Origin of the sequence: Acidovorax soli (genome assembly GCF_014207955.1) — a bacterium.
In the GTDB taxonomy this organism is placed as follows: domain Bacteria; phylum Pseudomonadota; class Gammaproteobacteria; order Burkholderiales; family Burkholderiaceae_C; genus Acidovorax; species Acidovorax soli_A.
The window spans coordinates 272,400-295,641 of the sequence record NZ_JACHLK010000005.1 but is presented as its reverse complement, the minus strand read 5'-3'; the positions used below and the strand labels follow the sequence as shown (position 1 = coordinate 295,641).

The 23,242-nt window shown below is 67.9% G+C and carries 25 protein-coding genes; 12 read left to right on the top strand and 13 right to left on the bottom strand.

Features of this window, described 5'->3' with window-relative positions; translation table 11 throughout:
* Position 1 precedes the first annotated feature (1 nt).
* Positions 2-1,141: a cupin domain-containing protein gene (locus HNP48_RS15410; protein WP_184858432.1), complete on the bottom strand. Its 1,140-nt coding sequence runs from the start codon at positions 1,139-1,141 to the stop codon at positions 2-4.
* Positions 1,142-1,194: 53 nt separating this feature from the next.
* Here HNP48_RS15410 and HNP48_RS15405 point away from each other — a divergent pair, with 53 nt between their 5' ends.
* Entirely contained in the window at positions 1,195-1,719 is a 525-nt protein-coding gene (locus tag HNP48_RS15405) for a peptidylprolyl isomerase (protein WP_184858430.1), read from the top strand.
* Positions 1,720-1,939: 220 nt separating this feature from the next.
* On the opposite strand, the gene HNP48_RS15400 is transcribed toward HNP48_RS15405, so the two are convergent.
* The 4 genes from HNP48_RS15400 to coaBC form a co-directional block, all read right to left on the bottom strand.
* On the bottom strand, positions 1,940-2,446 hold the full coding sequence (locus HNP48_RS15400; protein WP_184858428.1) for a glycine zipper 2TM domain-containing protein: 507 nt from the start codon (positions 2,444-2,446) through the stop codon (positions 1,940-1,942).
* Between the two features lie 219 nt (positions 2,447-2,665).
* The gene (gene dut / locus HNP48_RS15395) at positions 2,666-3,112 is read right to left on the bottom strand and encodes a dUTP diphosphatase (protein WP_184858425.1); all 447 of its coding nucleotides are present in this window, start codon (positions 3,110-3,112) and stop codon (positions 2,666-2,668) included.
* The gene (locus tag HNP48_RS15390; protein WP_184858423.1) at positions 3,109-3,603 is read right to left on the bottom strand and encodes a hypothetical protein; all 495 of its coding nucleotides are present in this window, start codon (positions 3,601-3,603) and stop codon (positions 3,109-3,111) included. The genes dut and HNP48_RS15390 overlap by 4 nt, the downstream gene beginning before the upstream one ends.
* A 38-nt stretch (positions 3,604-3,641) precedes the next feature.
* Positions 3,642-4,865: a bifunctional phosphopantothenoylcysteine decarboxylase/phosphopantothenate--cysteine ligase CoaBC gene (gene coaBC / locus HNP48_RS15385; protein ID WP_184858421.1), complete on the bottom strand. Its 1,224-nt coding sequence runs from the start codon at positions 4,863-4,865 to the stop codon at positions 3,642-3,644.
* A 113-nt stretch (positions 4,866-4,978) separates the two neighbouring features.
* Between coaBC and HNP48_RS15380 the strand changes: the two genes are divergently transcribed.
* From HNP48_RS15380 to HNP48_RS15355, 6 genes are all read left to right on the top strand, one after another.
* The gene (locus HNP48_RS15380) at positions 4,979-6,649 is read left to right on the top strand and encodes a CTP synthase (protein WP_184858419.1); all 1,671 of its coding nucleotides are present in this window, start codon (positions 4,979-4,981) and stop codon (positions 6,647-6,649) included.
* Positions 6,650-6,683: 34 nt separating this feature from the next.
* A complete protein-coding gene (kdsA, locus tag HNP48_RS15375; RefSeq protein WP_184858417.1) occupies positions 6,684-7,541 on the top strand; it encodes a 3-deoxy-8-phosphooctulonate synthase in 858 nt (285 codons plus the stop codon).
* A gap of 6 nt (positions 7,542-7,547) precedes the next feature.
* Complete coding sequence (locus HNP48_RS15370) at positions 7,548-7,838, top strand: DUF1330 domain-containing protein (protein WP_007859228.1); 291 nt, start codon at positions 7,548-7,550, stop codon at positions 7,836-7,838.
* A 147-nt stretch (positions 7,839-7,985) separates the two neighbouring features.
* Positions 7,986-9,272: a phosphopyruvate hydratase gene (gene eno, locus HNP48_RS15365; protein WP_184858415.1), complete on the top strand. Its 1,287-nt coding sequence runs from the start codon at positions 7,986-7,988 to the stop codon at positions 9,270-9,272.
* Positions 9,273-9,373: 101 nt separating this feature from the next.
* The gene (locus tag HNP48_RS15360; protein WP_184858412.1) at positions 9,374-9,652 is read left to right on the top strand and encodes a septum formation initiator family protein; all 279 of its coding nucleotides are present in this window, start codon (positions 9,374-9,376) and stop codon (positions 9,650-9,652) included.
* A gap of 25 nt (positions 9,653-9,677) precedes the next feature.
* Positions 9,678-10,199, top strand: coding sequence for a hypothetical protein (locus HNP48_RS15355; RefSeq protein WP_184858410.1), 522 nt, complete (start codon positions 9,678-9,680; stop codon positions 10,197-10,199).
* Here the strand turns inward: HNP48_RS15355 and HNP48_RS15350 are convergent.
* The 3 genes from HNP48_RS15350 to HNP48_RS15340 form a co-directional block, all read right to left on the bottom strand.
* The gene (locus HNP48_RS15350; RefSeq protein WP_184858408.1) at positions 10,159-10,650 is read right to left on the bottom strand and encodes a CZB domain-containing protein; all 492 of its coding nucleotides are present in this window, start codon (positions 10,648-10,650) and stop codon (positions 10,159-10,161) included. The two genes, HNP48_RS15355 and HNP48_RS15350, sit on opposite strands and share 41 nt — an antisense overlap.
* Positions 10,651-10,766: 116 nt before the next feature.
* Entirely contained in the window at positions 10,767-11,759 is a 993-nt protein-coding gene (locus HNP48_RS15345) for an Hsp33 family molecular chaperone HslO (RefSeq protein WP_184858406.1), read from the bottom strand.
* 37 nt (positions 11,760-11,796) lie between these two features.
* Positions 11,797-12,321, bottom strand: coding sequence for a gamma carbonic anhydrase family protein (locus HNP48_RS15340; protein WP_184858404.1), 525 nt, complete (start codon positions 12,319-12,321; stop codon positions 11,797-11,799).
* Positions 12,322-12,427: 106 nt separating this feature from the next.
* Between HNP48_RS15340 and HNP48_RS15335 the strand changes: the two genes are divergently transcribed.
* The 3 genes from HNP48_RS15335 to HNP48_RS15325 all read left to right on the top strand — a co-directional run bounded on the left by HNP48_RS15335 (position 12,428) and on the right by HNP48_RS15325 (position 16,233).
* A complete protein-coding gene (locus tag HNP48_RS15335) occupies positions 12,428-13,231 on the top strand; it encodes a ferritin-like domain-containing protein (protein ID WP_184858402.1) in 804 nt (267 codons plus the stop codon).
* A 341-nt stretch (positions 13,232-13,572) separates the two neighbouring features.
* A complete protein-coding gene (locus tag HNP48_RS15330; protein WP_184858400.1) occupies positions 13,573-14,844 on the top strand; it encodes an EAL and HDOD domain-containing protein in 1,272 nt (423 codons plus the stop codon).
* Positions 14,845-14,952: 108 nt separating this feature from the next.
* Positions 14,953-16,233 carry an EAL and HDOD domain-containing protein gene (locus HNP48_RS15325; RefSeq protein WP_184858398.1) on the top strand — a complete coding sequence of 427 codons (1,281 nt, stop codon included), beginning with the start codon at positions 14,953-14,955 and terminating at the stop codon, positions 16,231-16,233.
* A 65-nt stretch (positions 16,234-16,298) separates the two neighbouring features.
* Here HNP48_RS15325 and HNP48_RS15320 read toward each other — a convergent pair whose 3' ends face one another.
* The 4 genes from HNP48_RS15320 to HNP48_RS15305 all read right to left on the bottom strand — a co-directional run bounded on the left by HNP48_RS15320 (position 16,299) and on the right by HNP48_RS15305 (position 20,528).
* Positions 16,299-17,306 (bottom strand): Bug family tripartite tricarboxylate transporter substrate binding protein, encoded by a 1,008-nt coding sequence (locus HNP48_RS15320; protein ID WP_409362560.1) that lies wholly within the window; start codon positions 17,304-17,306, stop codon positions 16,299-16,301.
* A 290-nt stretch (positions 17,307-17,596) separates the two neighbouring features.
* The gene (locus HNP48_RS15315; protein ID WP_184858397.1) at positions 17,597-18,559 is read right to left on the bottom strand and encodes a tripartite tricarboxylate transporter substrate binding protein; all 963 of its coding nucleotides are present in this window, start codon (positions 18,557-18,559) and stop codon (positions 17,597-17,599) included.
* Between the two features lie 36 nt (positions 18,560-18,595).
* Positions 18,596-19,495, bottom strand: a complete 900-nt coding sequence (gene xerD, locus HNP48_RS15310) for a site-specific tyrosine recombinase XerD (RefSeq protein ID WP_184858395.1) — start codon at positions 19,493-19,495, stop codon at positions 18,596-18,598.
* 70 nt (positions 19,496-19,565) lie between these two features.
* The gene (locus tag HNP48_RS15305; RefSeq protein WP_184858392.1) at positions 19,566-20,528 is read right to left on the bottom strand and encodes a tripartite tricarboxylate transporter substrate binding protein BugE; all 963 of its coding nucleotides are present in this window, start codon (positions 20,526-20,528) and stop codon (positions 19,566-19,568) included.
* Between the two features lie 123 nt (positions 20,529-20,651).
* Between HNP48_RS15305 and HNP48_RS15300 the strand changes: the two genes are divergently transcribed.
* Together HNP48_RS15300 and HNP48_RS15295 are read left to right on the top strand one after the other, a co-directional pair.
* Positions 20,652-21,560 (top strand): AEC family transporter, encoded by a 909-nt coding sequence (locus HNP48_RS15300; protein WP_184858390.1) that lies wholly within the window; start codon positions 20,652-20,654, stop codon positions 21,558-21,560.
* Positions 21,557-22,204: a GDSL-type esterase/lipase family protein gene (locus tag HNP48_RS15295; protein ID WP_409362559.1), complete on the top strand. Its 648-nt coding sequence runs from the start codon at positions 21,557-21,559 to the stop codon at positions 22,202-22,204. Before HNP48_RS15300 ends, HNP48_RS15295 begins: the two co-directional genes overlap by 4 nt.
* On the opposite strand, the gene queG is transcribed toward HNP48_RS15295, so the two are convergent.
* A complete protein-coding gene (queG, locus tag HNP48_RS15290; protein WP_184858389.1) occupies positions 22,156-23,235 on the bottom strand; it encodes a tRNA epoxyqueuosine(34) reductase QueG in 1,080 nt (359 codons plus the stop codon). The genes HNP48_RS15295 and queG overlap by 49 nt on opposite strands.
* Positions 23,236-23,242 lie beyond the last annotated feature (7 nt).

Genomic DNA, 23,242 nt, shown 5'->3' with positions numbered 1-23,242 from the left:
GTCAGTCCCCTTCGGTATGGTCGGTGTCCGCGTGCGCCCAACCCGCATCGCACCAGGACGATATCAGTTCCAACGCATCGTCGCTGGCGCGCGCCATCTCGCGCCCGGACAGGCGCCGCTGGTCGGCCAGGCGGCGCATCAGCGTGGCGTCGCGCCCGCCGGCGCGGTAGCTCTCGCCGTTGATGAACACATGGTGGGCGTCATACATCATGCGCGTGCGGCGGTCCAGCACCACGCTCTCGATCATGGCGCCCGATGCATCGGGGTCGAACCAGACATTGGGCTTGGGTTCGGTCAGGTACTCGCCCAAGGCGCGCTCCAGCGCCAGCGGCTCTGCCAGGGCCTTGGCCAGGGCCTCGCGGGCAAAATCCTGCAGGCTGGCCGGAATGGCGGCGGGCTGCTCCACGGCCTCCTGGCGCGGATCGCGGTAGAGCACGGGCACATCGCCTTCCTGGGCCTCATCGGTCAGGCGCACCAGCAGCTCATTGGCGAGCTCGGCCCGCGCCGGGGCGCGAAAGCCGATGGAATAGGTCATGCACTCGCCCTCGGCGATGCCGTCATGCGCATAGCGCGGCGGCAGGTAGAGCATGTCGCCGGGCTCGAGCACGAACTCCTCCTCGGGCTCGAACTGCGCCAGCACCTTGAGCGGGATGCCCTCCTTGAGCGTGAGGTCCTTCTGCCGGCCGATGCGCCAGCGCCGCTTGCCATGGGCCTGCAGCAGGAACACGTCGTAGCTGTCAAAGTGCGGGCCCACGCCGCCGCCGTCGCTGGCATAGCTGATCATGAGGTCGTCCAGGCGTGCCTCGGGCACGAAGCGGAACTGCTGCATCAGCGCGTGCACCCCCGCGTCGTGCAGGTCCACGCCCTGCACCAGCAGCGTCCAGTCGGGCTGCTTGAGCGAGGGCAGCGCGCGGCGCGCGAAGGGCCCCTGGCGCAGCTTCCAGGCGCCGCGCAATTGCTGCACCAGGCGCGACTCCACCCCCTCCTGCCCGGCCAGGTCGAACAGGTCCGCGCGCGGCACCGGCGCCTGGAAGCCCGGGATGGCCTGGCGCACCAGGAGCGGCTTCTTGTGCCAGTGGCGGCGCATGAACTGGGCGGGCGTGAGGCCTCCCAGAAGGGTCAGGGGTTGGTGGGCGTCCATGGGTACTGTGCGGCCCTTTGCAGGGCGGTGGGTCAAACTGCGACAATTCTCCTATGGAAATTACCGAACAATGTGTGGTCGCTTTGACCTGGATCCTCAAGGACACCCTGGGCGAGGAACTCGACGTGCTCGACGAGCCGGTGGAGTTCCTGGTCGGCGGCGATGACCTGCTGCCCCGCATCGAGGAGGCCTTGCAGGGCCACAGCGCTGGCGCCTCGCTGGCCCTGCACCTGGAGCCCGAGGACGCCTTTGGCGACTTCAACGACCAATTGCTGTTCCTGGAGCCGCGCTCGCTGTTCCCGCCCGAGATCGAGGAAGGCATGACCTTCGACGGAGCCGCCCTGCCCGCAGGGGTGAACCCCGATGCGCCGCGCGATGCGCTCTACACCGTGGCCGAGATCTACCCCGAGCATGTGGTGCTGGACGGCAACCACCCGCTGGCCGGCATTGCCCTGCGCCTGCAACTGAAGGTGCAGGCCGTGCGCGAAGCCACCGAGGACGAGATCGGGCGCGGCACGGCGGGCACGGGCTTTTTCCGCATCCAGCCGCAGGCACCCGGCAACGACCTGCTGCACTGATTCTCACCCCCCCAAAAAACGGGCCCCTCAAGGGCCCGTTTTGCATGCAGAAGCGTTCAAGGCAACGCTGAACAAGTCCCTCGCGCGCCGCGCGCCCCGCTTTGGGCGGTCTGCAGCGTTGCAAATGCTCGCCATAGCACTGGCTATGGCTGCGCTTTGCGCCTGGCAGCCCATCCCAAACCAGGGCACGCGCCATCGCGAAGACTTATTCAGCGTCGCCTTAAATGCGCTGGATCTGACCGTCCATCATGCGCACGCGGTCGCCGATGCGCAGGTCGCCCGGCGAGGGCACGTCATAGGCGCGGTAGCCGCCCTGGTCCAGCTGGATGGACACGCGGTAGCCCACGTACTCGCCACTGTTGTTGCGGCGCTCCACGGCGTTGCCGGCCACGGCACCGCCCAGGACACCCACAGCAGTCGCAGCGGCACGGCCCGTACCACCGCCCACCGCATTGCCCAGCACACCACCAACCACCGCACCGATCACGGCTCCCGCACCCGAGGTGCGGCCCGAGCCCTGGGTATGGGTGGTCTCGATGTTGGCCACGCGGCCGAATTCGGTCACGACGGAACTCTGGTAGACCGGTGCGGGCCTCACCGTGGTGGTGGTGTAGCCGCCGCCGGCATAGTATTCCTCCGAGCGGGGGGGCGCGCCGCAGGCGGCAAGGCTGGCGATCAGCACGAGGGAGCCGGTCAGCGTGGCGATGCGGGTGATCTTGGTGGTCATGGCAAATCTCCTGGAATGAATCTCGCCAGGCAGGCCGCTGCGGGGTCCGCTGCGTGCACTGCCAGGCAATGGTGAGATTGAAGCACCGGGGATGCGCTCGCCACGCCATCTGGCAGCCGATGGCTGCGTCAGGCCGCGCACCCCGGTGGTGTCAGTGCTCACCTACAGGATAGAAATTCCAGGGACCGGCACGTAAGCGTTTGTGCCGGCAATTACACATCAGCTTTTGCCGGTGGAGCCGTAACCGCCTTCGCCGCGCTCGGAGGCCGGGAACTCGGTGACCACATGGAACTGCGCCTGCACCACGGGCACGATGACCAGTTGCGCCAGGCGCTCCATGGGCTCGAGTGTGAAGGCCGTGCTGCTGCGGTTCCAGGCGCTCACCATGAGCTGGCCCTGGTAGTCGCTGTCGATCAGGCCCACGAGGTTGCCCAGCACGATGCCGTGCTTGTGGCCCAGGCCCGAGCGCGGCAGGATCAGCGCGGCGTATCCGGGGTCCTTGAGGTAGATGGAAATGCCCGTGGGCACCAATTGCCAGGCATTGGGTTCGAGGGTGAGCGGCGCATCCAGGCAGGCCCGGAGGTCGAGCCCGGCACTGCCGGGGGTGGCGTAGGTGGGCAACTGGTCCGCCATGCGCGGATCGAGAATCTTGACGTCAATCTTCACTTCTTGTTTCCTGTCTTGCGCTGCGGGCCGGTCTGCCGCTGGCGCTCCTTCACGGCCGCGGGTTGGGGCACCACCACGGTGCCCGCCGACGCGGCATGGATCACGATGCCCATGAACCACCACAGGCCGGCCATCACCGCCAGCCCGAACCACGAGCCCTGGCCCGCCATCAGCAGCGTGAGCACATGCACCGCGGCCACCACGGCCAGCAGGGTGCGTGCAATGCGCAGCATGCCGATGAACGGCGCCGCCATCTGCAGCAGCTCGGGCGGCAAGGCCACGGCCGGCGACACGGGGCTGGCGCCCCCTCGGCGCGCAGCCGCCTGCGCAGACCCGGGGGCGGCACCGCCCGGATGCGCCACCTGGGCGGAGTGCGCGGCCTGCGTGCGCCCGGCCTGCAGGGCCTGCTGGGCGCTCAGGCGCTCCACATAGCTCGCGAAGTCACCGTTGGGCGGGGTGTCCCATTCGGGCTTGATCGAATGCATCGTCATGGGAACTCCTGCAGAGGATGGATAGGCCAAAAGAATGTTCAGGCCCGCCGCGCCGGCAGGCGTGCAGCGATCTCGGCGACCAGGCCCTGCGCCAGCGAACGCTTGGACGCCAGGGGCAGTTCGCGGTGGCCGTTCTCGTCCACCAGCAGCAGGGCATTGTCGTCCTGGCCGAAGGTGGCCGGGCCGATGTTGCCCACCAGCAGCGGAATCTTCTTGCGCAGGCGCTTGGCCGTGGCGTGGGCCAGCAGATCGTGGCTTTCGGCCGCAAAGCCCACGCAGTAGAGGGCGCCCGACTGTGCCTCGGGCAGCTGCGCCACGGTGGCCAGGATGTCGGGGTTCTCGACGAAGGTGAGCACCGGGGTCTGGCCCGAACCGTCCTTCTTGATCTTTTCACCGGCCTGGGTGGCCGGGCGCCAGTCGGCCACGGCGGCCGTGGCGACGAACACGGACGAGGCGGGCGCCAGCGCCATCACGGCCGCCAGCATCTGCTGGGCCGACTGCACGTTGACCCGCTGCACGCCGCGCGGCGTGGACAGATGCACCGGCCCGGCGACCAGGGTCACTTCGGCCCCGGCCTCGCGGGCGGCGCGGGCCACGGCAAAGCCCATCTTGCCGCTGGAGAGGTTGGTGATGCCGCGCACCGGGTCGATGGCCTCGAAGGTCGGGCCCGCCGTGATCAGTACCTTGCGCCCGGCCAGCGGCTTGGGTGCGAAGAAGGCGATCAGTTCGTCGAGCAGTTCCAGCGGTTCGAGCATGCGGCCGTCGCCGGTCTCGCCGCAGGCCTGGTCGCCGTTGCCCACGCCCAGCACGCGGGCGCCATCCTTGGCCACCTGGGCCAGGTTGCGCTGGGTGGCCGGGTGGGCCCACATCTCGCGGTTCATGGCCGGGGCCAGCAGCAGCGGAACGCGGTCCATGGGGCGCGCCAGGCACAGCAGGCTGAGCAGTTCGTCGGCCCGGCCCTGCACCAGGCGGGCGATGAAATCGGCGCTGCAGGGCGCGATCAGGATGGCGTCGGCCTCGCGGCTCAGGTTGATGTGGGGCATGTTGTTGGGCTCGCGCGCGTCCCACTGCGAGCCGTACACCGGCCGCCCCGACAGGGCCTGCATGGTCACCGGGGTGATGAACTGCTCTGCCGCCTCGGTCATCACCACCTGCACGGTGGCGCCCTCCTTGATGAGCTGGCGGCACAGGTCGGCCGCCTTGTAGCAGGCCACGCCGCCGCTCAACCCCAGAACAATGTGTTTGCCAGCAAGCTCATTCATGGGCGCGAATTTAGCAGACCGGAGCCCGCCTGCAGGGCAGCCGCAAAAGACCTTGGCGGGGGCCGGCGCCGGGCGGGCATCTATAATCCCAATTTCCCACCACCAAAAAAGACATGACCAAATTTGTCTTCGTCACCGGCGGTGTGGTGTCTTCCCTGGGCAAGGGAATCGCCTCAGCCTCCCTTGCCGCGATCCTCGAATCGCGGGGCCTCAAAGTCACCCTCATCAAGCTCGACCCGTACATCAACGTGGACCCGGGCACCATGTCCCCGTTCCAGCACGGCGAAGTGTTCGTGACGGACGACGGCGCCGAAACCGACCTCGACCTGGGCCACTATGAGCGTTTCATCGAAACGCGCATGAAAAAGACCAACAACTTCACCACTGGCCGCATCTACCAGAGCGTGCTGGAGAAGGAGCGCCGCGGCGACTACCTGGGCAAGACGGTGCAGGTGATCCCGCACGTCACCAACGAGATCCAGGAATACATCAAGCGCGGCGCCGGTGTCGGCACCGACGACGCGGTGGACGTGGCCATCGTGGAAGTGGGCGGCACCGTGGGCGACATCGAGTCCCTGCCCTTCCTGGAAGCCGTGCGCCAGCTGAGCTTGAAGCTCGGCCCGAACAACGCCGCCTTCGTGCACCTGACCTACGTGCCGTGGATCGCCGCGGCCGGCGAGCTCAAGACCAAGCCCACCCAGCACACCGTGCAGGAGCTGCGCAAGATCGGCATCCAGCCCGACGCGTTGCTGTGCCGCGCCGACCGCCGCATGCCCGAGGACGAGCGCAGCAAGATTTCGCTGTTCACCAACGTGCCCGAGTGGGGCGTGATCAGCATGTGGGACGTGGACACCATCTACAAGGTGCCGCGCATGCTGCATGAGCAGGGCCTCGATGGCCTGATCTGCGACAAGCTGCGCCTGAACACGCCGCCCACGAGCCTCAAGCGCTGGGACCAACTGGTGTACGAAACCGAGCACCCGCAGGGCGAAGTGACCATCGCCATGGTCGGCAAGTACGTGGACCTGTCGGACAGCTACAAGTCAGTGAACGAGGCCCTGCGCCACGCCGGCATGAAGAACCATGTGCGCGTGAAGATCGAGCATGTGGACTCCGAGACCATCAACGCCGACGACGCGGCCGAGAAGCTGGCCAAGTACGACGCCATCCTGGTGCCTGGCGGCTTCGGCGCGCGCGGCGTGGAAGGCAAGATCAGCACCGCCCGCTTCGCCCGCGAGCAGCAGGTGCCCTACCTGGGCATCTGCCTGGGCATGCAGGTCGCCACGATCGAGTACGCACGCCATGTGGCCGGCCTCAAGGACGCCAACAGCACCGAGTTCGAGCCCGCCACGCCCCACCCCGTGATCGCCCTGATCACCGAGTGGAAGGACGCCGACGGCACCATCAAGCAGCGCGACGAGAACTCCGACCTGGGCGGCACCATGCGCCTGGGCGCGCAGAGCTCGGACGTCTCGGCCGGCACGCTGGCACACGAGATCTACGGCAACATCGTGACCGAGCGCCACCGCCACCGCTACGAAGCCAACGTGAACTACCTGGACCAGCTGCGCAAGGCAGGCCTGGTGATCTCGGCACTGACGCAGCGCGAGCAGCTCACCGAGATCGTCGAGCTGCCCAAGAGCGTGCACCCCTGGTTCATCGGCGTGCAGTTCCACCCCGAGTTCAAGTCCACCCCCTGGAACGGCCACCCGCTGTTCAACGCCTTCATCAAGGCGGCGGTGGAGCACCAGAAAAGCCTGCAGCAGCCTGCCAAGGCGGCCTGACGGCACACACACCACGAAAAGAAGAGACCCTGCCATGAAACTCTGCGGCTTCGACGTTGGCCTTGACCAGCGCTTCTTCCTCATCGCAGGCCCCTGCGTGATCGAGTCCGAGCAACTGCAGATGGACGTGGCCGGGCAGCTCAAGGAGATCACGGGCAGCCTGGGCATCCCGTTCATCTTCAAGAGCAGCTTCGACAAGGCCAACCGCTCCTCGGGCACGAGCTTTCGTGGCCCGGGGCGTGAGAAGGGCCTGGAGATCCTGGCCAAGATCCGCAAGGACCTGGGTGTACCGGTGCTCACCGACGTGCACACCGAAGACGACATCACCGCGGCCGCCAAGGTGGTCGACGTGCTGCAGACGCCCGCCTTCCTGTGCCGCCAGACCGACTTCATCCGCGCCGTGGCGCAGTCGGGCAAGCCGGTGAACATCAAGAAGGGCCAGTTCCTCGCGCCCCATGACATGAAGAACGTGATCGACAAGGCCCGTGCAGCCGCCAAGGAAGCCGGCCTGCCCGAGGACAGCTTCATGGCCTGCGAGCGCGGCGCGAGCTTCGGCTACAACAACCTGGTGTCGGACATGCGCGGCCTGGCCATCATGCGCGAGACGGGTGCGCCCGTGGTGTTCGACGCCACGCACTCGGTGCAACTGCCCGGCGGCAACGGCACCAGCAGCGGCGGCCAGCGCGAGATGGTGCCGGTGCTGGCGCGCGCGGCCGTGGCCGTGGGCGTGGCCGGCCTGTTCATGGAAACCCACCCGGACCCGGCCAAGGCCCTGTCCGACGGCCCCAACGCCGTGCCGCTCAAGCACATGAAGGCGCTGCTGGAGACCCTGGTGGCCCTGGACGGCATCACCAAGAAGAACGGATTCCTCGAAAACAACTTTGGAGCCTGAGACATCATGAGCAGTGGTTACGTCATCGCATCCGTCACCGTCACCAACCCCACGCAGTACGAGGAGTACCGCAAGTGGAGCACCATCGCCATGCAGGCGCACGGCGCCGAAGTGTGCGTGCGCGGCGGCAAGGTCGAGGTGCTGGAAGGCGACTGGAACCCCGGCCGCACCGTGATCCTCAAGTTTCCGAGCTTCGAGGCGGCCCGCGCCTTCTACGACACGCCCGAATACCAGAAGGCCAAGGCCGCACGCGAAGGCGCCGCCATCATGCGCATGGTCTGCGTCGAGGGCGTCTGAGTCCGTACCCGGTTCGTACCTGGCCCCTCGATTACTATCAAATCGGTAGCATAGAATCGCGACCGAGCCGCGGCAGCGGCGGCCCTGGCATCCCGCCACCCGCACCCTGCCCGTCCTGCTGAATTTCAAAAACCCTCAAGGAAGATCATGAGTGCCATTGTTGACATCGTAGGCCGCGAAGTGCTGGACAGCCGCGGCAACCCCACCGTCGAATGCGACGTGCTGCTGGAATCGGGCGTGATGGGCCGTGCGGCCGTGCCCTCGGGCGCGTCCACCGGCAGCCGCGAAGCCATCGAGCTGCGCGACGGCGACAAGAGCCGCTACCTGGGCAAGGGCGTGCTCAAGGCGGTGGAGCACATCAACACCGAGATCTCCGAAGCCGTGCTGGGCCTGGATGCCTCCGAGCAGGCCTTCCTGGACAAGACGCTGATCGACCTCGATGGCACCGACAACAAGAGCCGCCTGGGTGCCAACGCCATGCTGGCCGTCTCCATGGCCGTGGCCCGCGCCGCTGCCGAAGAGTCCGGCCTGCCGCTGTACCGCTACCTGGGCGGCATGGGCAGCATGCAACTGCCCGTGCCCATGATGAACGTGATCAACGGCGGCGCGCACGCCAACAACAGCCTGGACCTGCAGGAGTTCATGATCATCCCCGTGGGCGCCCCCACCTTCCGCGAAGCCCTGCGCTGGGGCGCCGAGGTGTTCCATGCCTTGAAGAAGATCCTGCACGACAAGGGCATCAGCACCGCCGTGGGCGACGAGGGCGGCTTTGCCCCCAGCGTCGAGAACCATGAAGCCGCCATCGTGCTGATCCTGCAGGCCATCGAGGCCGCCGGCTACACGGCGGGCGAACAGATCGCCCTGGGCCTCGATTGCGCCGCCAGCGAGTTCTACAAGGACGGCCACTACGTGCTCGAAGGCGAAGGCGGCCTGAAGCTCACGGCCACGCAATGGACCGACATGCTGGCCAGCTGGTGCGACAAGTACCCCATCATCAGCATCGAAGACGGCATGCACGAAGGCGACTGGGACGGCTGGAAGATCCTGACCGAGCGCCTGGGCAAGAACGTGCAGCTGGTGGGTGACGACCTGTTCGTGACCAACACCAAGATCCTCAAGGAAGGCATCGACAAGCACATCGGCAACTCGATCCTGATCAAGATCAACCAGATCGGCACACTGACCGAGACCTTCGCCGCCATCGAGATGGCCAAGCGCGCCGGCTACACCGCCGTGATCTCGCACCGCTCGGGCGAAACCGAGGACAGCACCATCGCCGACATCGCCGTGGGCACCAATGCCGGCCAGATCAAGACCGGCTCGCTGTCGCGTTCGGACCGCATCGCCAAGTACAACCAGCTGCTGCGCATCGAGGAAGACCTGGGCGACATCGCACACTACCCCGGCCGCGCTGCGTTCTACAACCTGCGCTGAGCCCCGTCCGCATGCCGGCCCGGCCGCCCGCCCCGTTGCGCGCCGCCCGCCCCTGCCGGGGTGGTGCGGCGGCCCGGGGCGCACGGCTGGTAAGCTAAAGCATGGTCAACCGCCTTGTTCCCGTCGTGCTGCTGGCCCTGCTGGCGGCCGTGCACGCCCAGCTCTGGCTGGGGCGCGGCAGCCTGCCGCGCGTGAACGCCATGCAGCGCCAGATCGACGTGCAAAAGGCCGCCAATGCCCAGGCCCAGGCGGCCAACGAGCGCCTGACCTCCGAGGTGCACGACCTCAAGGAGGGCCTGGACATGGTCGAAGAGAAGGCACGCAGCGAGCTGGGCATGGTGCGGCCCAACGAGATCTACGTGCAGTTCACGCCGCGCTGAGCGGGTGCCCGCCACCGACTCCGCCGTGACGTCCCGGATCCTGCTGCTGGGAGCACCCGGCACCGGCGCCCACGCGCTTGCCGATGCCCTGGCTGCGCACCTGGCCACCACCCCCCTTGCCTTGCATGTCGCGCATTCCGCGCTCATGGACGCCCTGCAGGCCGGCGACGCGCAAGAACAATCCGCCGCGCTGGACGCACACCGCTCCGCAGCGATGACCCTGCTCATGGGGCTGGACCTGCCCTGCCCCACCCCGGACCAGAAGGCACAGCACGCCGCCGATGCGCAGCTGCGGGCGGCGCTCGGTGCCGCCGCCATCGGCTACCGGGTCGTGTATGGCCCACCAGGGCCGGCCCGCCTGCGCAGCGCGCTGCGAGCGCTCGGCTCGGTGCTGGGCGAAACATCCCCGGTGGATGAGGCCACGGCCCACCGCGAGATCCGCGCGGCCCGGCTGCGCGCCTACGGCTGTGAAAAATGCAGCGACCCGGTGTGCGAGCACCGGCTGTTCACTGCGCTGACCCGGCCTCCTGCGCCAGACCGCGCTTGAGCTCCTTGAGCAGCAGCACCACCTGGCTGGAGCCGTGGCGGTAGCCGCCATTGAGCACCTGCACCACACGGGGCCACTCGCCCTGCTGCGCCAGCTCGACGATGGTGGCGGCCTGCTCATGGAAGTACTCGTGGCGCGCCACCAGCAGGGTGAAGGCCGGGCGGTCACCCAGCAGTTCGGCGCCCACGCCATGCAGCCAGCGGCCCAGGGCGTCCTGGTCGGTGCGGCGCACCATGGCCGGGTCCAGCCCCTTGGCAGAGCGGCCTTCGAGGTAGTCCATCAGGCGCTCTTTCCAGCGCTCATGGGCATTGATGGCAGCATCCAGGTCGAGCACGGCAAGCAGCGTGTCGGGGCGCCGCGAGTCCGGCGCGAGCGAGCTCTCGTACAGCGCCAGCGGTGGCACTCCCCGGTTGCGGGCCGACAGGCCCATGACGCGACTTAGAAACCCCATGACAGACCTTTGGTACAGGCCTTCATGGTAGGCCCGCAGCGCACTGCGCGGCGGTCGCGATTGTCAACGATGGTCAGATGCCCAGCCACACCATGTGTGGCTGACCCGACCGCCGCCTACTGCATGCCCGTGGGGCCCTGCGGCTGGATGATGGCCGGCTCCACGAAGATCTGCGCCGCATCCACCGCATCGAAGCGGTATTGCTGGCCGCAGAATTCGCAGCCCACTTCGATCTCGCCACGCTCGGCCAGAATGCTCTCGGACTCGGCCGCACCCAGGTTGCGCAGCATGTTGCCCACGCGCTCGCGGCTGCAGGTGCAGGCGAAGCGTGGGCCCGTCTCGCCCTGCTGGGGCTCGAAGCGCACGAGCTTTTCCTCCCAGAACAGGCGGCGCAGGATGGTGTCCACGTCCAGGCCCAGCAGCTCTTCGCGCGTCAGGCTGGCGGCCAGGTGGGCAATGCGGTTGTAGTCCTCGTTGTGGCCGATCTGGTCCTCGTTCTCGCGGTGGCTCAGGCCCTCGGCCAGGTTGCCCTCGCCCTTGACGGGCATGCGCTGGATCAGCAGGCCGGCCGCCACCTGGTCATTGGCGCCCAGCACCAGCACGGTGTCGAGCTGCTCGGATTGCAGCATGTAGTGCTGCAGCACATCCGACAGGCGTTCGAGCTTCTCGTGGTGGTCGCCGTGCAGCGGCACCACGCCCTGGTAGGGCTGCTGGCCGGGGTGGCGGTTCTTGGGGTCCAGCGTGATGGCACAGCGCCCGCCGCCGCCCACGTTGACCATCTGGCTCAGGCGCGCATCGGCCGGCACCTCGCCCGTGAGAGTGGCCGTCGCCCGCAGCGAGAGGTCGGATTGCACCTCGGCCACGGCCAGCTTCACCGGCCCGTCGCCAAACACCTGCAGCACCAGCGCGCCATTGAACTTGATGTTCGATTGCATCAGCACGCCGGCCGCCGCCATCTCGCCGAGCAGTTCGGTGACGGGGGCGGGGTAGGAGCCGGTGGCCGAGTTGCCGGCGCGCCGGCGCAGTATCTCGGTCCAGGCATCGGTCAGGCGCACGAGCATGCCGCGCACGGGCAGGCCCTCGAAGAGGAATTTGTGGAGTTCAGACACGCAATGGGGTTCCGTTGAAAAAGTCGGGTGCGGCCGCTCAGCCGACCCGGTGCAGGCCGCGCTGGAAGCGGCGTGCGTTGTCGATGTAGTGCTGCGCGCTCTGGCGCAGGCCCTCGATCTGCTCGGGGCTCAGTTCGCGCACGGCCTTGGCGGGGCTGCCGATGATCATGGAGCCGTCGGGAAACTCCTTGCCTTCGGTCACCAGGGCGCCTGCACCCACCAGGCAGTGCTTGCCGATCTTGGCGCCGTTGAGCACGATGGCGCCGATGCCGATCAGCGACTCGTCACCGATGGTGCAGCCGTGCAGCATGACCTGGTGGCCCACGGTCACGCGCTCGCCCACCACCAGGGGCTTGCCGATGTCGGCGTGCAGCACGCTGGCGTCCTGGATGTTGGAGCCGGCTCCGATGGTGATGCTTTCCGTGTCGCCGCGCACCACGGTGCCGAACCAGACGCTCGCATCCTCGCCCAGCACCACGTTGCCCATGACCTGGGCGCTGTCGGCCACCCAGGCCGAAGCCGCCACCTGGGGCGTTGCACCATCGAGTTCGTAAATCGCCATACCGCAGTCTCCAGACAAATGAGTAGTAGTGTTCGCACCGGGGTGCCTGCCAATGGTTACAAAGCGTTTGCAGCGTTGCGCAAAGGCAGGGCCTAGAATTGTAAGGATGGAGCTACGCCAACGTGCACTGCAGGTCTTGTGCCTTGCAGACCCTGAGCAAAAAGCGGCGCAGTCGCTGAGCCTGCATGCGCAGGCAGCTCATCTTTCAATAGCAGAAAAAGCCCCTCTCGGCCCCTCGGATCCAGAGGCTCTGCCGGGCCGCCCCGAGCGCCCGGTGCTGTTGCGCCATACCGAAGTGGCACGCCGCTCCCCGGCCACACCCGAAGGCCGGGCGGTGCTGCTGCATGCGATTGCCCACATCGAGTTCAACGCCATCAACCTGGCGCTCGACGCCATCTGGCGCTTCGACGGCATGCCCGGCGCCTACTACCTCGACTGGCTGCGCGTGGCCGCCGAGGAAGCCACCCATTTCGGCCTGCTGCGCAACCACCTGCGCGCCCACGGCCACGACTACGGCGACTTCCCGGCCCACCAGGGCCTGTGGACCATGTGCGAGAAAACGCAGCACGATGTCGTGGCGCGCATGGCCCTGGTGCCGCGTACGCTGGAGGCGCGCGGCCTGGATGCCACGCCCCAGATCCAGCGCAAGCTGCGCCAGGTGGGCACGCCCGATGCCCTGGCGGCCGTGGACATCCTGGACGTGATCCTGCGCGACGAGGTCGGCCATGTGGCCATCGGCAACCACTGGTACCGCTGGCTGTGCACGCGCCAGGGGCTGGAGCCCGAGGCCCACTACGGCGTGCTGGTGCGCCAGTACGAGGCGCCGCGCCTGAAGCCCCCTTTCAACGACACAGCGCGCCGCGCGGCCGGTTTCACCGACACCGAACTGCAATGGCTCCAGCAGGGCTGACATGAAACACCCCCTGAGTCGCTTCGCGCCTCCATGCGTCCGCCAGAGCCGGCCGCTCTTCGGGCACGTCCAAGCCTGCGCAGGCAGGCTTGGAGCCGCGGCCCTCAGCCCCTCTCTCGACTCGCTGCGCGAGTCGGGAGGGGGACGCCCCCAGTGCACGCAAGCAAAGCGCCGCCTGCGCGGCAGGGCGGCCCTTGCACGGGGGCGCTGGCTTTGGCCGCGCCAGTTTCATGCCCTGCGGGTAGCACACAGCGCTGCGGACAACCGAGATGCCTGATGACTCGCTCTAGAATGACCCGAGCCCTTTCGTCCCCCATGTCCAGCCAACGCATCCACGATCCATGTCCACCCATCCTGCCAATGGAAGAACCTACCCCGCCAGCACAGCCGCTGGCCAGACGTCCGTGGCAATGATCGCGCGCCAGGCCATCGTCAATGGCCAGCAGGTCGTGGTCGGCTACGAGCTGTTCAACCGCTCGCGCACCGAGACCTCCCACACGGCGGCCAGCGACGTGATCCTGATCTTCAATGCCCTCTCGCATGCGGGCACCGAAGAGCTCGTGGGCAAGAAGCTGATCTTCGTGAACTGCACGCACGAAAGCCTCTCGGGCGGCCACCTGGAGCTGCTCGACCCGGACAAGGTGGTGCTGGAGATCCCGCCCCTGGGCCACGCGGCCGCCGACGAGGTGCAGGCGCGCCTGCCCATCCTTTCGGGGCTGCGCGAGCGCGGCTTTCACCTGGCGTTCAACCACACGGTGCTGCAGTCGACCTACGCCCCCTGGCTGCCGCTGGCCGACTACATCAAGCTCGACCTCTCGGTGCTGGCCGCGGACCAGCTGGCAGTGCTGATCAGCTACGCGGGACGCCATTCCCAGGCCGAACTCATCGCCGAGAAGGTGGAAACCGCCCAGCAGTACGACATGGTCTCCACCCAGGGCGTGCAGCTGTTCCAGGGCTACTGGTTCGCGCGCCCGGCCCTGGTCGAGGCCAAGCTGCTCACGCCGGCGCAAAGCAGCATCATCCAGCTCATCAACCTGGTGCGCCAGCAGGCCAGCACCGACGAGATCGAGGAAGTGCTCAAGAAGGATGCGGGCCTGGCCTTCAACCTCATGCGCCTGATCAACTCGGCCGGCTTTGGACTGAACCGCGAGATCACCTCCTTCCGCCAGGCCGTGATGCTCATGGGCCTGAAGAAGCTGTTCCGCTGGGCCGCCCTGCTGCTCACGGCCTCGCGCACCAGCGGCGCGCCCTCGTCCGTGGGCCAGACGGCCGTGGTGCGGGGCCGCCTGATGGAACTGCTGGCGCTGGAGACACTGCCGCCCGACGAGGCCGACCAGGCCTTCGTCGTGGGCATCTTCTCGCTGCTGGACGTGATGCTGTCCATCCCCATGGAGTCGGCCATCGGCCTGCTCAACGTGCCCGAGACCGCCGCGGCCGCGCTGCTGCGCCGTGAGGGCTTCCTCGGGGACCTGCTGACCCTGGCCGAAGCCTGCGAGTCGAGCGACGACGCCGTGTTCCACCGCGCCGCCGGCACCCTGCACCTGACCAGCCAGCAGATCAACCTGGCCCACCTGCAGGCCCTTGCCTGGGCCGATCAGCTGACCGAGGATTGAGATTGACCCCCACGCAGGAATGGCGTGCAATTTGCATACAGAAGGATTGTGGGAGCGGGTCTAGAATCTGACCCGTAGCCCCCATTGCCTATTCCTATCCAAGCGCCCATGTCGACCACCCCTGAACAAGCCGCCTCCGAAGTCGACCCGACCCAGGAGAACGTCGAAGACAGCAACCTGGCCATCATTGCGCGCCAGCCCATCGTGGACCAGCACCGTGCCGTGTATGGCTACGAGCTGTTCGACCGCTCCACCGCCAGCGCCTCGCACACGGCAGCCAGCGATGCCGCGCTGCTGTTCAACGCCCTGTCCTACGCGGGCACGGAAGCCCTGGTGGGCAAGAAGACCGTCTTCATCAACTGCACGCACGACAGCCTGGCCGGCGGCCACCTGGAGCTGATCCACCCCGAGAAGGTGGTGCTGGAAGTGCCCACGCTGCCCGACGGTGCCACGCAGGAAGAGATCGACGGCCGCGTGCCCGTGCTCGAGGCCCTGCGCGCCCGCGGCTTTCGCCTGGCATTCAACCAGAATGCGCTGCGCCGCGCCTACGGCAACTGGATGCCGCTGGCGGCCTACATCAAGCTCGACATGCAGGCCTTCAAGCCCGAGCTGGCCGCTCCTCTGGTCAAGTTCGCCGGCAACTACGCCAAGGCCACGCTGGTGGCCGAAAAGGTGGAGACGCCCGAGCAGTTCAAGATGATGTCCGACCTGGGCGTGAAGCTCTTCCAGGGCTTCTGGTTCGCCAAGCCCTCGCTGGTCAAGGCCACCACCATCCGGCCCTCGCAGGCCACCATCATCCAGCTCATCAACCTGGTGCGCAAGCAGGCCAGCACGGCCGAGATCGAGGACCTGCTCAAGAAGGACCCCACGCTGTCCTTCAACCTGCTGCGCTTCATCAACTCCTCGGGCTTCGGCCTGTCGTGCGAGATCACCTCGTTCCGCCACGCGGTGATGATCCTGGGCCTCAAGAAGCTGTTCCGCTGGGCCGCCCTGCTCATGACGACCTCGCGCGCCGATGGATCGCCGCCGGCCGTGGGCCAGACCGCCGTGGTGCGCGGCCGCCTGATGGAGCTGCTGGCCACCGAACTGCTGCCGCCCGAGGAATGCGACAACGCCTTCGTCGTGGGGGTGTTTTCGCTGCTGGACACCATGCTCAACGTGCCCATCGAGAAGGCCCTGGAGTCCGTGGCCCTGCCCCAACCCGTGACCGACGCGCTGCTGCACAACACCGGCGTGTTCGCCCCTTTCCTGGAGCTGACCAAGGCCTGCGAGAGCGGCGACGAAGTGGTGTTCGCGCGCACGGCCGAGGCCCTGCACCTGTCCAACCGCCAGGTCAACTGGGCCCACCTGCAGGCGCTGACCTGGGCCGAAAACCTCAACGCAGACTGAGCCTGCGCGGAGCACAAGAAAGGGGAGCCTCGGCTCCCCTTTGTCATTCCGGCGTGGTCAACTCTTCACTGCCCCTTGATGCCCGCAGCGCGGATGATGCGCAGGTTGGCCTCGGATTCCGCGGCGATGCGCTTGCCGAAGTCGGCTGCCGTGCCGCCCAGGGGCACGTTGTCGGAGGCATCGAGCTTGGCGCGCACCTCGGGCAGGGCCAGCACCTTGTTGATCTCGGCATTGAGCCGGGCCACCACGGCCGCCGGCATGCCAGCGGGTGCGAACACGCCGAACAGCGAGGACAGGTTGGCCGCGCCCTGGCCCAGCTCGGCCAGCGTGGGCACGTCGGGCAGGGTGTCGAGCCGGTCCGGCGCGCCCACGGCCAGGGCCTTGAGCTTGCCGGCCTTGATGTGCTGGAGCACGGCCGGCCCGGCATTGGTGGAGAGGATCTCGAACTGGCCGCTGAGCGCATCGTTCATCTGCTGGCCACCGCCCTTGTAGGGGATGTGGGTCATCTGCACGCCCGCGGTGTGCATGACCTGCTCGAGCATGATATGGCCGAGCGAGGCCTGGCCCGAGGTGGCCCAGCGGATGCTGCCCGGCTTGGCCTTGGCCTGGGCCAGCAGGTCACGGAAATCGCGCGCGCTGCTGGCCGGCGTGCCCAGCAGCAGCACGGGCGAGTACATCACCGTGGCCACGGGCACGATGTCCTTGGCCGGGTCGAAGGGCGAGGCACCGAGGTGCGGATTGAGCGCCAGCGGGCTGATGGCCGCAAAACCCAGGGTGTGGCCATCCGTGGCCTTGGCGACCGCATCCATGCCGATGCTGCCGCTGGCCCCGGCCTTGTTCTCGATCACCACGGGCTGGCCCAGCACGGGCGCCAGCTTGTCGGCCAGCAGGCGCGCCACCACGTCGCTCACGCCGCCCGCCGGGTAGGCCACCACGATGCGCACCGGCCGCGTGGGCCAGGCCGGCGCCTGCGCCCGCACCAGGCCAGGGGCCAGCGCTGCCGCCGCCACCCCGCATGCCGCCATGGCCAGCGCAGCGCGCCGGCCTCCATCCACCGTGTTCTCGATTGCCATTTTCATTGCCTGTTGTCGTTCATCAGTTGTTCATTGCCCGGTGCGCCACCCGCGACGCGTGAAACTGGCGCAGCCCACGCCAGCGCCCCCGTGCAAGGGCCGCCAAGCAGCATAGGCGGCGCTTCGCTTGCGTGCACTGGGGGCGTCCCCCTCCCAGATTGCGAAGCAATATGAAAGAGGGGCTGAGGGCCGCGGCTCCAAGCCTGCCTGCGCAGGCTTGGACATGCCCGAAGAGTGGCCGCCTCTGGCGGACACACCGAGGCGCGAAGCGACTCAGGGGGTGTTTCACTTCAGTCCAATTGCAGCTTGCGCTCGCGTATCAGCTTGGCCCATTTGTCATTTTCGCCCTTCACGAATGCCGTGAACTCCGCAGGGCCGAGCGGGTGCACCTGGGCCCCGGCAGCGGCGAACTTGGCCTGGATATCGGGCTGCGCCAGCACCTTGGCCAGTTCGGCCGAGAGCTTGTCCACCACCTCGCGCGGCATGCCGGCCGGGCCCACCAGGCCCTGGAAGCCCACGGACTCCATGGCCCCGAGGCCCAGCTCGCGCACCGTGGGCACGTCGGGCAATTGCGGGTCGCGCTGGGCGCCGGTGACGGCCAGGGCCTTGAGCTTGCCGCCCTTGATCTGCGGAAGCAGCACGGTGCCGGCGTCGATCAGCAGCTGCGTCTGCCCGCCGATCAGCTCCTGCAGGGCCGGCGCGCTGCCCTTGTAGGGCACGTGGGTGATGTCCATGCCGATGGCCTGGTTCATGAGTTCGCCATTGAGGTGGGTCGAAGTGCCCGCCCCGCCCGAGGCGAAGTTGACCTTGCCGGCATTGGCCCGCGCCCAGGCCACCCATTCCTTCAGGTCCTTGGCGGGGTGCGCCGGGTAGGTCACGGCGATGTAGCTGCCCTGGCTGATCTGGCCGATGTAGGTGAACTGCTTGAGCGGGTCGTAGGGCAGCTTGCGCTGCAGGTAGGGCGCGATGGCGAAGGGCCCGGTGTTGGCCAGCAGGATGGTGTAGCCATCGGGCTGCGCGCGCACCAGTTCGCCGGCCGCCAGCAGGCCGCCGGCGCCGGGCTTGTAGTCCACCACGATCTGCTGCTTGAGGGCTTCCTGCAGCGGCGTCTGGACGGTGCGCGCCGCAAAGTCGATGCCACCACCCGGCGGGTAGCCCACGATCAGGCGGATGGGTTTGGCCGCGGGCCAGGCCTGGGCCAGGGCCAGGCCGGTGCTGGCCAGGAGCAGCAGGGCAATCAAGGACTTTTTCATGGTTGTCTCCTTTTGGTGTTGTGGTGAACCTTGTCCCTATCCGCGCGGGTGGTGCTGCGCGTGCAGCGCCTTGAGCCGCTCGCGCGCCACGTGGGTATAGATGGTGGTGGTGGAGATGTCGGCATGCCCGAGCAGCAGCTGCACCACGCGCAGGTCGGCGCCGTGGTTGAGCAGGTGCGTGGCGAAGGCATGGCGCAGCGTGTGCGGCGACAGCGGCGTGGTGATGCCGGCCACGGCCGCCCATTTCTTCACGATGACCCAGAACATCACCCGCGTCATGCCGGCGCCGCGCTGGGTCACGAACAGGTCATCGGTCTGCTGCCCCCCGAGGATGGCACCGCGCGCCTCGGCCAGGTAGCGCTGCAGCCACTGGCGCGCCTCCTCGCCAAAGGGCACGAGGCGCTCCTTGCTGCCCTTGCCGGTGACGCGCAGCACGCCCTCGGCGAGCCCCAGTTGGAAGGTCTTGAGGGTGACCAGCTCGGTCACGCGCAGGCCGCTGGCGTACATCAGCTCCAGCATGGTGCGGTCGCGCAGGCCCAGCGGGTTGCCGATGTCGGGTGCGGCCAGCAGGGCCTCGACCTGGGCCTGCGACAGGGTCTTGGGCACGCGCAGGGGCTGGCGCGCCGCCTGCAGGCGCACCGTGGGGTCGGCATGGATGCGGCGCTCGCGCAGCGCCCAGTGGAAGTAGCGCCGCAGCACCGTGAGGCGCCGGTTGGCCGAGGTGGCACGGGTCTCGGCGTGGCGCGCCGCGAAGTAGTCCTGCAGGTGCTGCTCGGCCGTGCCATCGAGGGCCAGTTCGGCATGGTGCTCGGCCAGCCACTGCGCATACAGGGTCAGGTCGCGGCGGTAGGCGGCCAGGGTGTTGCGCGACAGGCCGTCCTCCAGCCACAGGGCATCCACGAAGGTGTCGATCGCATTCAGGCTGGTGGTGAGCATGGAAAACGATAGCACGTAAAAAAGCCGCCCGGACTCCGGGCGGCTCTCGTGCAGGACAGGTCCGCAGCGCTTATTCCAGCGACAGCTTCTGCTTGGCGACCACGTCCTTGTAGACAGCGAACTCGGCCTTGATCTGCTCGGCGAACTGCTCGGGCGTGTTGCCGATCACGATGGAGCCGGTGTCCTCGATGCGCTTCTTCACGGCCGGGTCTTCCAGGGCCTTGCGCACGGCGGCGTTGACCTTGTCCACCACTTCCTTGGGCAGGCCCTTGGGGCCCAGGATGCCGTAGTAGGCCATGCGGTTCACGGGCTCCAGGCCCATTTCCTTGAAGGTGGGCACATTGGGCAGGGCCGCCACGCGCTGGGGTGCCGCGACCACGATGGGCACCAGGCGGTTTTCCTTGATGAAGGGCAGGGCCGAGGGCAGGTTGTCGAAGATCATCGGCACCTGGCCGGCCACCGTGTCGTTGAGCGCCGGGCCTGCGCCGCGGTAGGGGATGTGCGTGACGAAAGTCCCCGAGAGGCTCTTGTACAGCTCCATCTGCAGGTGGCCGATGCCGCCCGTGCCGGAGGACGAGTACGAGTACTTGCCGGGCGCCTTCTTGAGCTCGGCCACATAGGCCTTGTAGTCCTTGGCCGGAAAGCTCGGGTGCACCGCGATGATGTTGGGCGTGGCCGCGATGTTGATGATGGGCGTGAAATCCGTGATCGGGTTGTACGGCGTCTTGGGGTTGATGGCCGGATTGGCCGCCGTGGTGGACACCGTGGCCACGCCCAGGGTGTAGCCATCGGGCGCCGAGCGCGCGGTCTCGCTGGCCCCCACGATGCCGCCGCCACCGGCCTTGTTCTCCACGATCACGCTCTGGCCCAGGGCCTTGCCCAGCGGGTCGGCGATCACGCGCGCGATGATGTCGGTGGTGCCGCCGGGGGCGAAAGGCACCTGCAGCTTGATGACCTTGTTGGGGTAGCCCTGGGCTGCGGCAGATCCTGCGGCAGCCACCAGCGTCAGCGCGAGCCATTGGCGACGTTGCATTGATTTCTCCTGATGGTGGTTTACTTGGTGGTAGGCAATGGTATGCGCAATGCCGGGCACGCTCCCCTATGGATTCCACATAGGGGCTTACCCGCAGGCAGCGACAGCTTGGTTTATCCTCGAATGGTGAACTATGCCCAGCTCCTGCTCCCCGATTTCTCCTTGATCCTGTGCGGTTATCTGGTGTGCCGCTTCACCCCGCTGAACCGCTCGGTGTGGCAGCCGGTCGAGAGCCTGGTGTACTACCTGCTGTTCCCGGTGCTGCTGTTCCAGTCCATCGTCAAGAGCCCGGTGGACATCGGTGCCGCCTCGGGACTGATCGCCGCGGGCATGCTCACCGGCGTGGCCGGCATCGCACTGGCCTACAGCCTGCCGCGCTGGCCGGTGCTGGGCAAGCACCTGGACGCGCGCGACCACGCGGCCAGCGCGCAGATCGCCTTTCGCTTCAACTCCTTCATCGGCCTGGCCATTGCCGAGCGGCTCGCAGGCGCCCAGGGCCTCTTAATGATCGCCGTGCTGATCGGCGTGTGCGTGCCGCTGTTCAACGTGGCGGCCGTCTGGCCCATGGCGCGCCAGGGTGAGCATGGCTTCTTGCGCGAGCTGGTGCGCAACCCGCTGATCGTGGCCACCGTCACGGGCCTGGTGGCCAACCTGCTGGGCTTTCGCATCCCGGGCTGGATCGAGCCCACCGTCACGCGCATCAGCGCCGCATCCCTGGCGCTGGGGCTGATGGCAGCGGGCGCGGGCATGCAGTTCGGCCTGCTCACGCGCGGCAAGGCGCTCAGTGTCTCGGTGCTGGCCATCCGCCACCTGGTGCTGCCCGTGATCGCCTTCGGCATGGGCCGGCTTTTCGGCCTCAACCCCGTGCAGACCACCGTGCTGCTGGCCTTCTCGGCCCTGCCCACGGCCAGCACCTGTTATGTGCTGGCCGCGCGCATGGGCTACAACGGCCCTTATGTGGCGGGGCTGGTGACCTTGTCGACCGTGCTCGGCGTGGTCAGCCTGCCCTTTGCACTCGGGGTGTTGCGGTGACTGCCGCCCCGGCCCTGGCGCGCAGGCGCCTGCTGGCAGCAGGTGCCCTGCTGGCACTGGCAGGCTGCGGGCGCAAGCCGCCGCGCGCCCAGGCCATTCCGTCCGGGTCCACCGTGCTCGCGCTCGGTGATTCGCTGACCGCGGGTGTGGGCGCATCGGCCGAGAACGCCTACCCCGCCGTGCTGCAGCGCCTGACTGGCTGGAAGGTGGTCAATGGCGGCATCTCGGGCGACACCTCGGCCCAGGCCCTGCAGCGGCTGCCGGACCTGCTGCGCAAGCACCAGCCCACACTGGTGATCGTGGGCATCGGCGGCAACGACTTCCTGCGGCGCCAGAGCGCCAGCGCCACGCGCGCCAACGTGCGCAGGATCTGCGAAGACGCGCGGGCCGCCGGTGCCCAGGTGCTGCTGGTGGCCGTGCCGGAGCTCACGGTCATGGCCACCCTGGGCCAGTTGAACGACCACGCGATGTACGAAGAGATCGCCAGCGCGCTCAAGATCCCCCTGCACCGCAAGGGATGGTCCCGCGTGCTGGCCGACGCGGCGCTGCGCTCCGACCAGATCCACGCGAATGCGGCGGGCTACGAGCGCTTCGCTCAGGGGCTGGTGGAGACGCTCCGGGAGACCGGACTGCTGGCGGCCTGAGCCAGCGCCCAGGCCACATGCTCGCGCACCAGCGGGCTGGCGTCCTCGGCCCGTGACTGCAGCGCCGCGCGCACGCCCTCGTCCTCGCTCAGGCGCAGTACGTTGCCCAGGGCCACGGCAACGTTGCGCAGCCAGCGCTCGTGCCCGATGCGGCGGATGGGCCCGCCCTCGGTCATGCGCAGGAAGGTGGCCTCGTCCCAGGCGAACAGGTGCACCAGCTGCTGGCCCGACAGGCCGGCGCGCTCGTCGAAATCGGGCAGGCGGCTCACCTGTGCGAACTTGTTCCAGGGACAGGCCAGCTGGCAGTCGTCGCAGCCATAGATGCGGTTGCCCATGGCCGCGCGGAACTCCAGCGGAATCGGGCCGCCATGCTCGATGGTCAGGTAGGAGATGCAGCGGCGTGCATCGACCCGGTGCGGCGCGACAATGGCCTGCGTGGGGCAGATATCGATGCAGGCGCTGCAGCTGCCGCAGTGTGCCGTGACGGGTGCGCTCTCGGGCAGGGGCATGTCCACATAGATCTCGCCCAGGAAGAACATCGAGCCGGCCTCGCGGTTGAGCACCAGCGTGTGCTTGCCACGCCAGCCCTGGCCGCTGCGCGAGGCCAGTTCGGCCTCGAGCACGGGGGCCGAGTCGGTGAACACGCGGTGGCCAAAGGGACCCACGGCCTCGGCGATGCGGTCGCTGAGTTTTTGCAGCCGCGCACGCAGCACCTTGTGGTAGTCGCGCCCCCGGGCGTAGACCGAGACGATGCCCTCGCCCGGGCGCGCAAGGCGCGACAGCTCCGCCTCCTGCCAGGCTTCCATGGCCTTGCCGCGCGGCAGATAATCCATGCGTGCCGTGATCACGCTCACGGTGCCGGGCACCAGCTCGGCCGGGCGGGCGCGGCGGGTGCCATGTGCGGCCATGTAGTGCATCTCGCCATGGAACCCCTGGGCCAGCCACTGCATCAGACCGTCTTCGGCGGCAGACAAATCCACCCCCGCCACGCCGATTTGGGAAAATCCCAGCTCGCGGGCCCACTCCTGCATTTGAGGA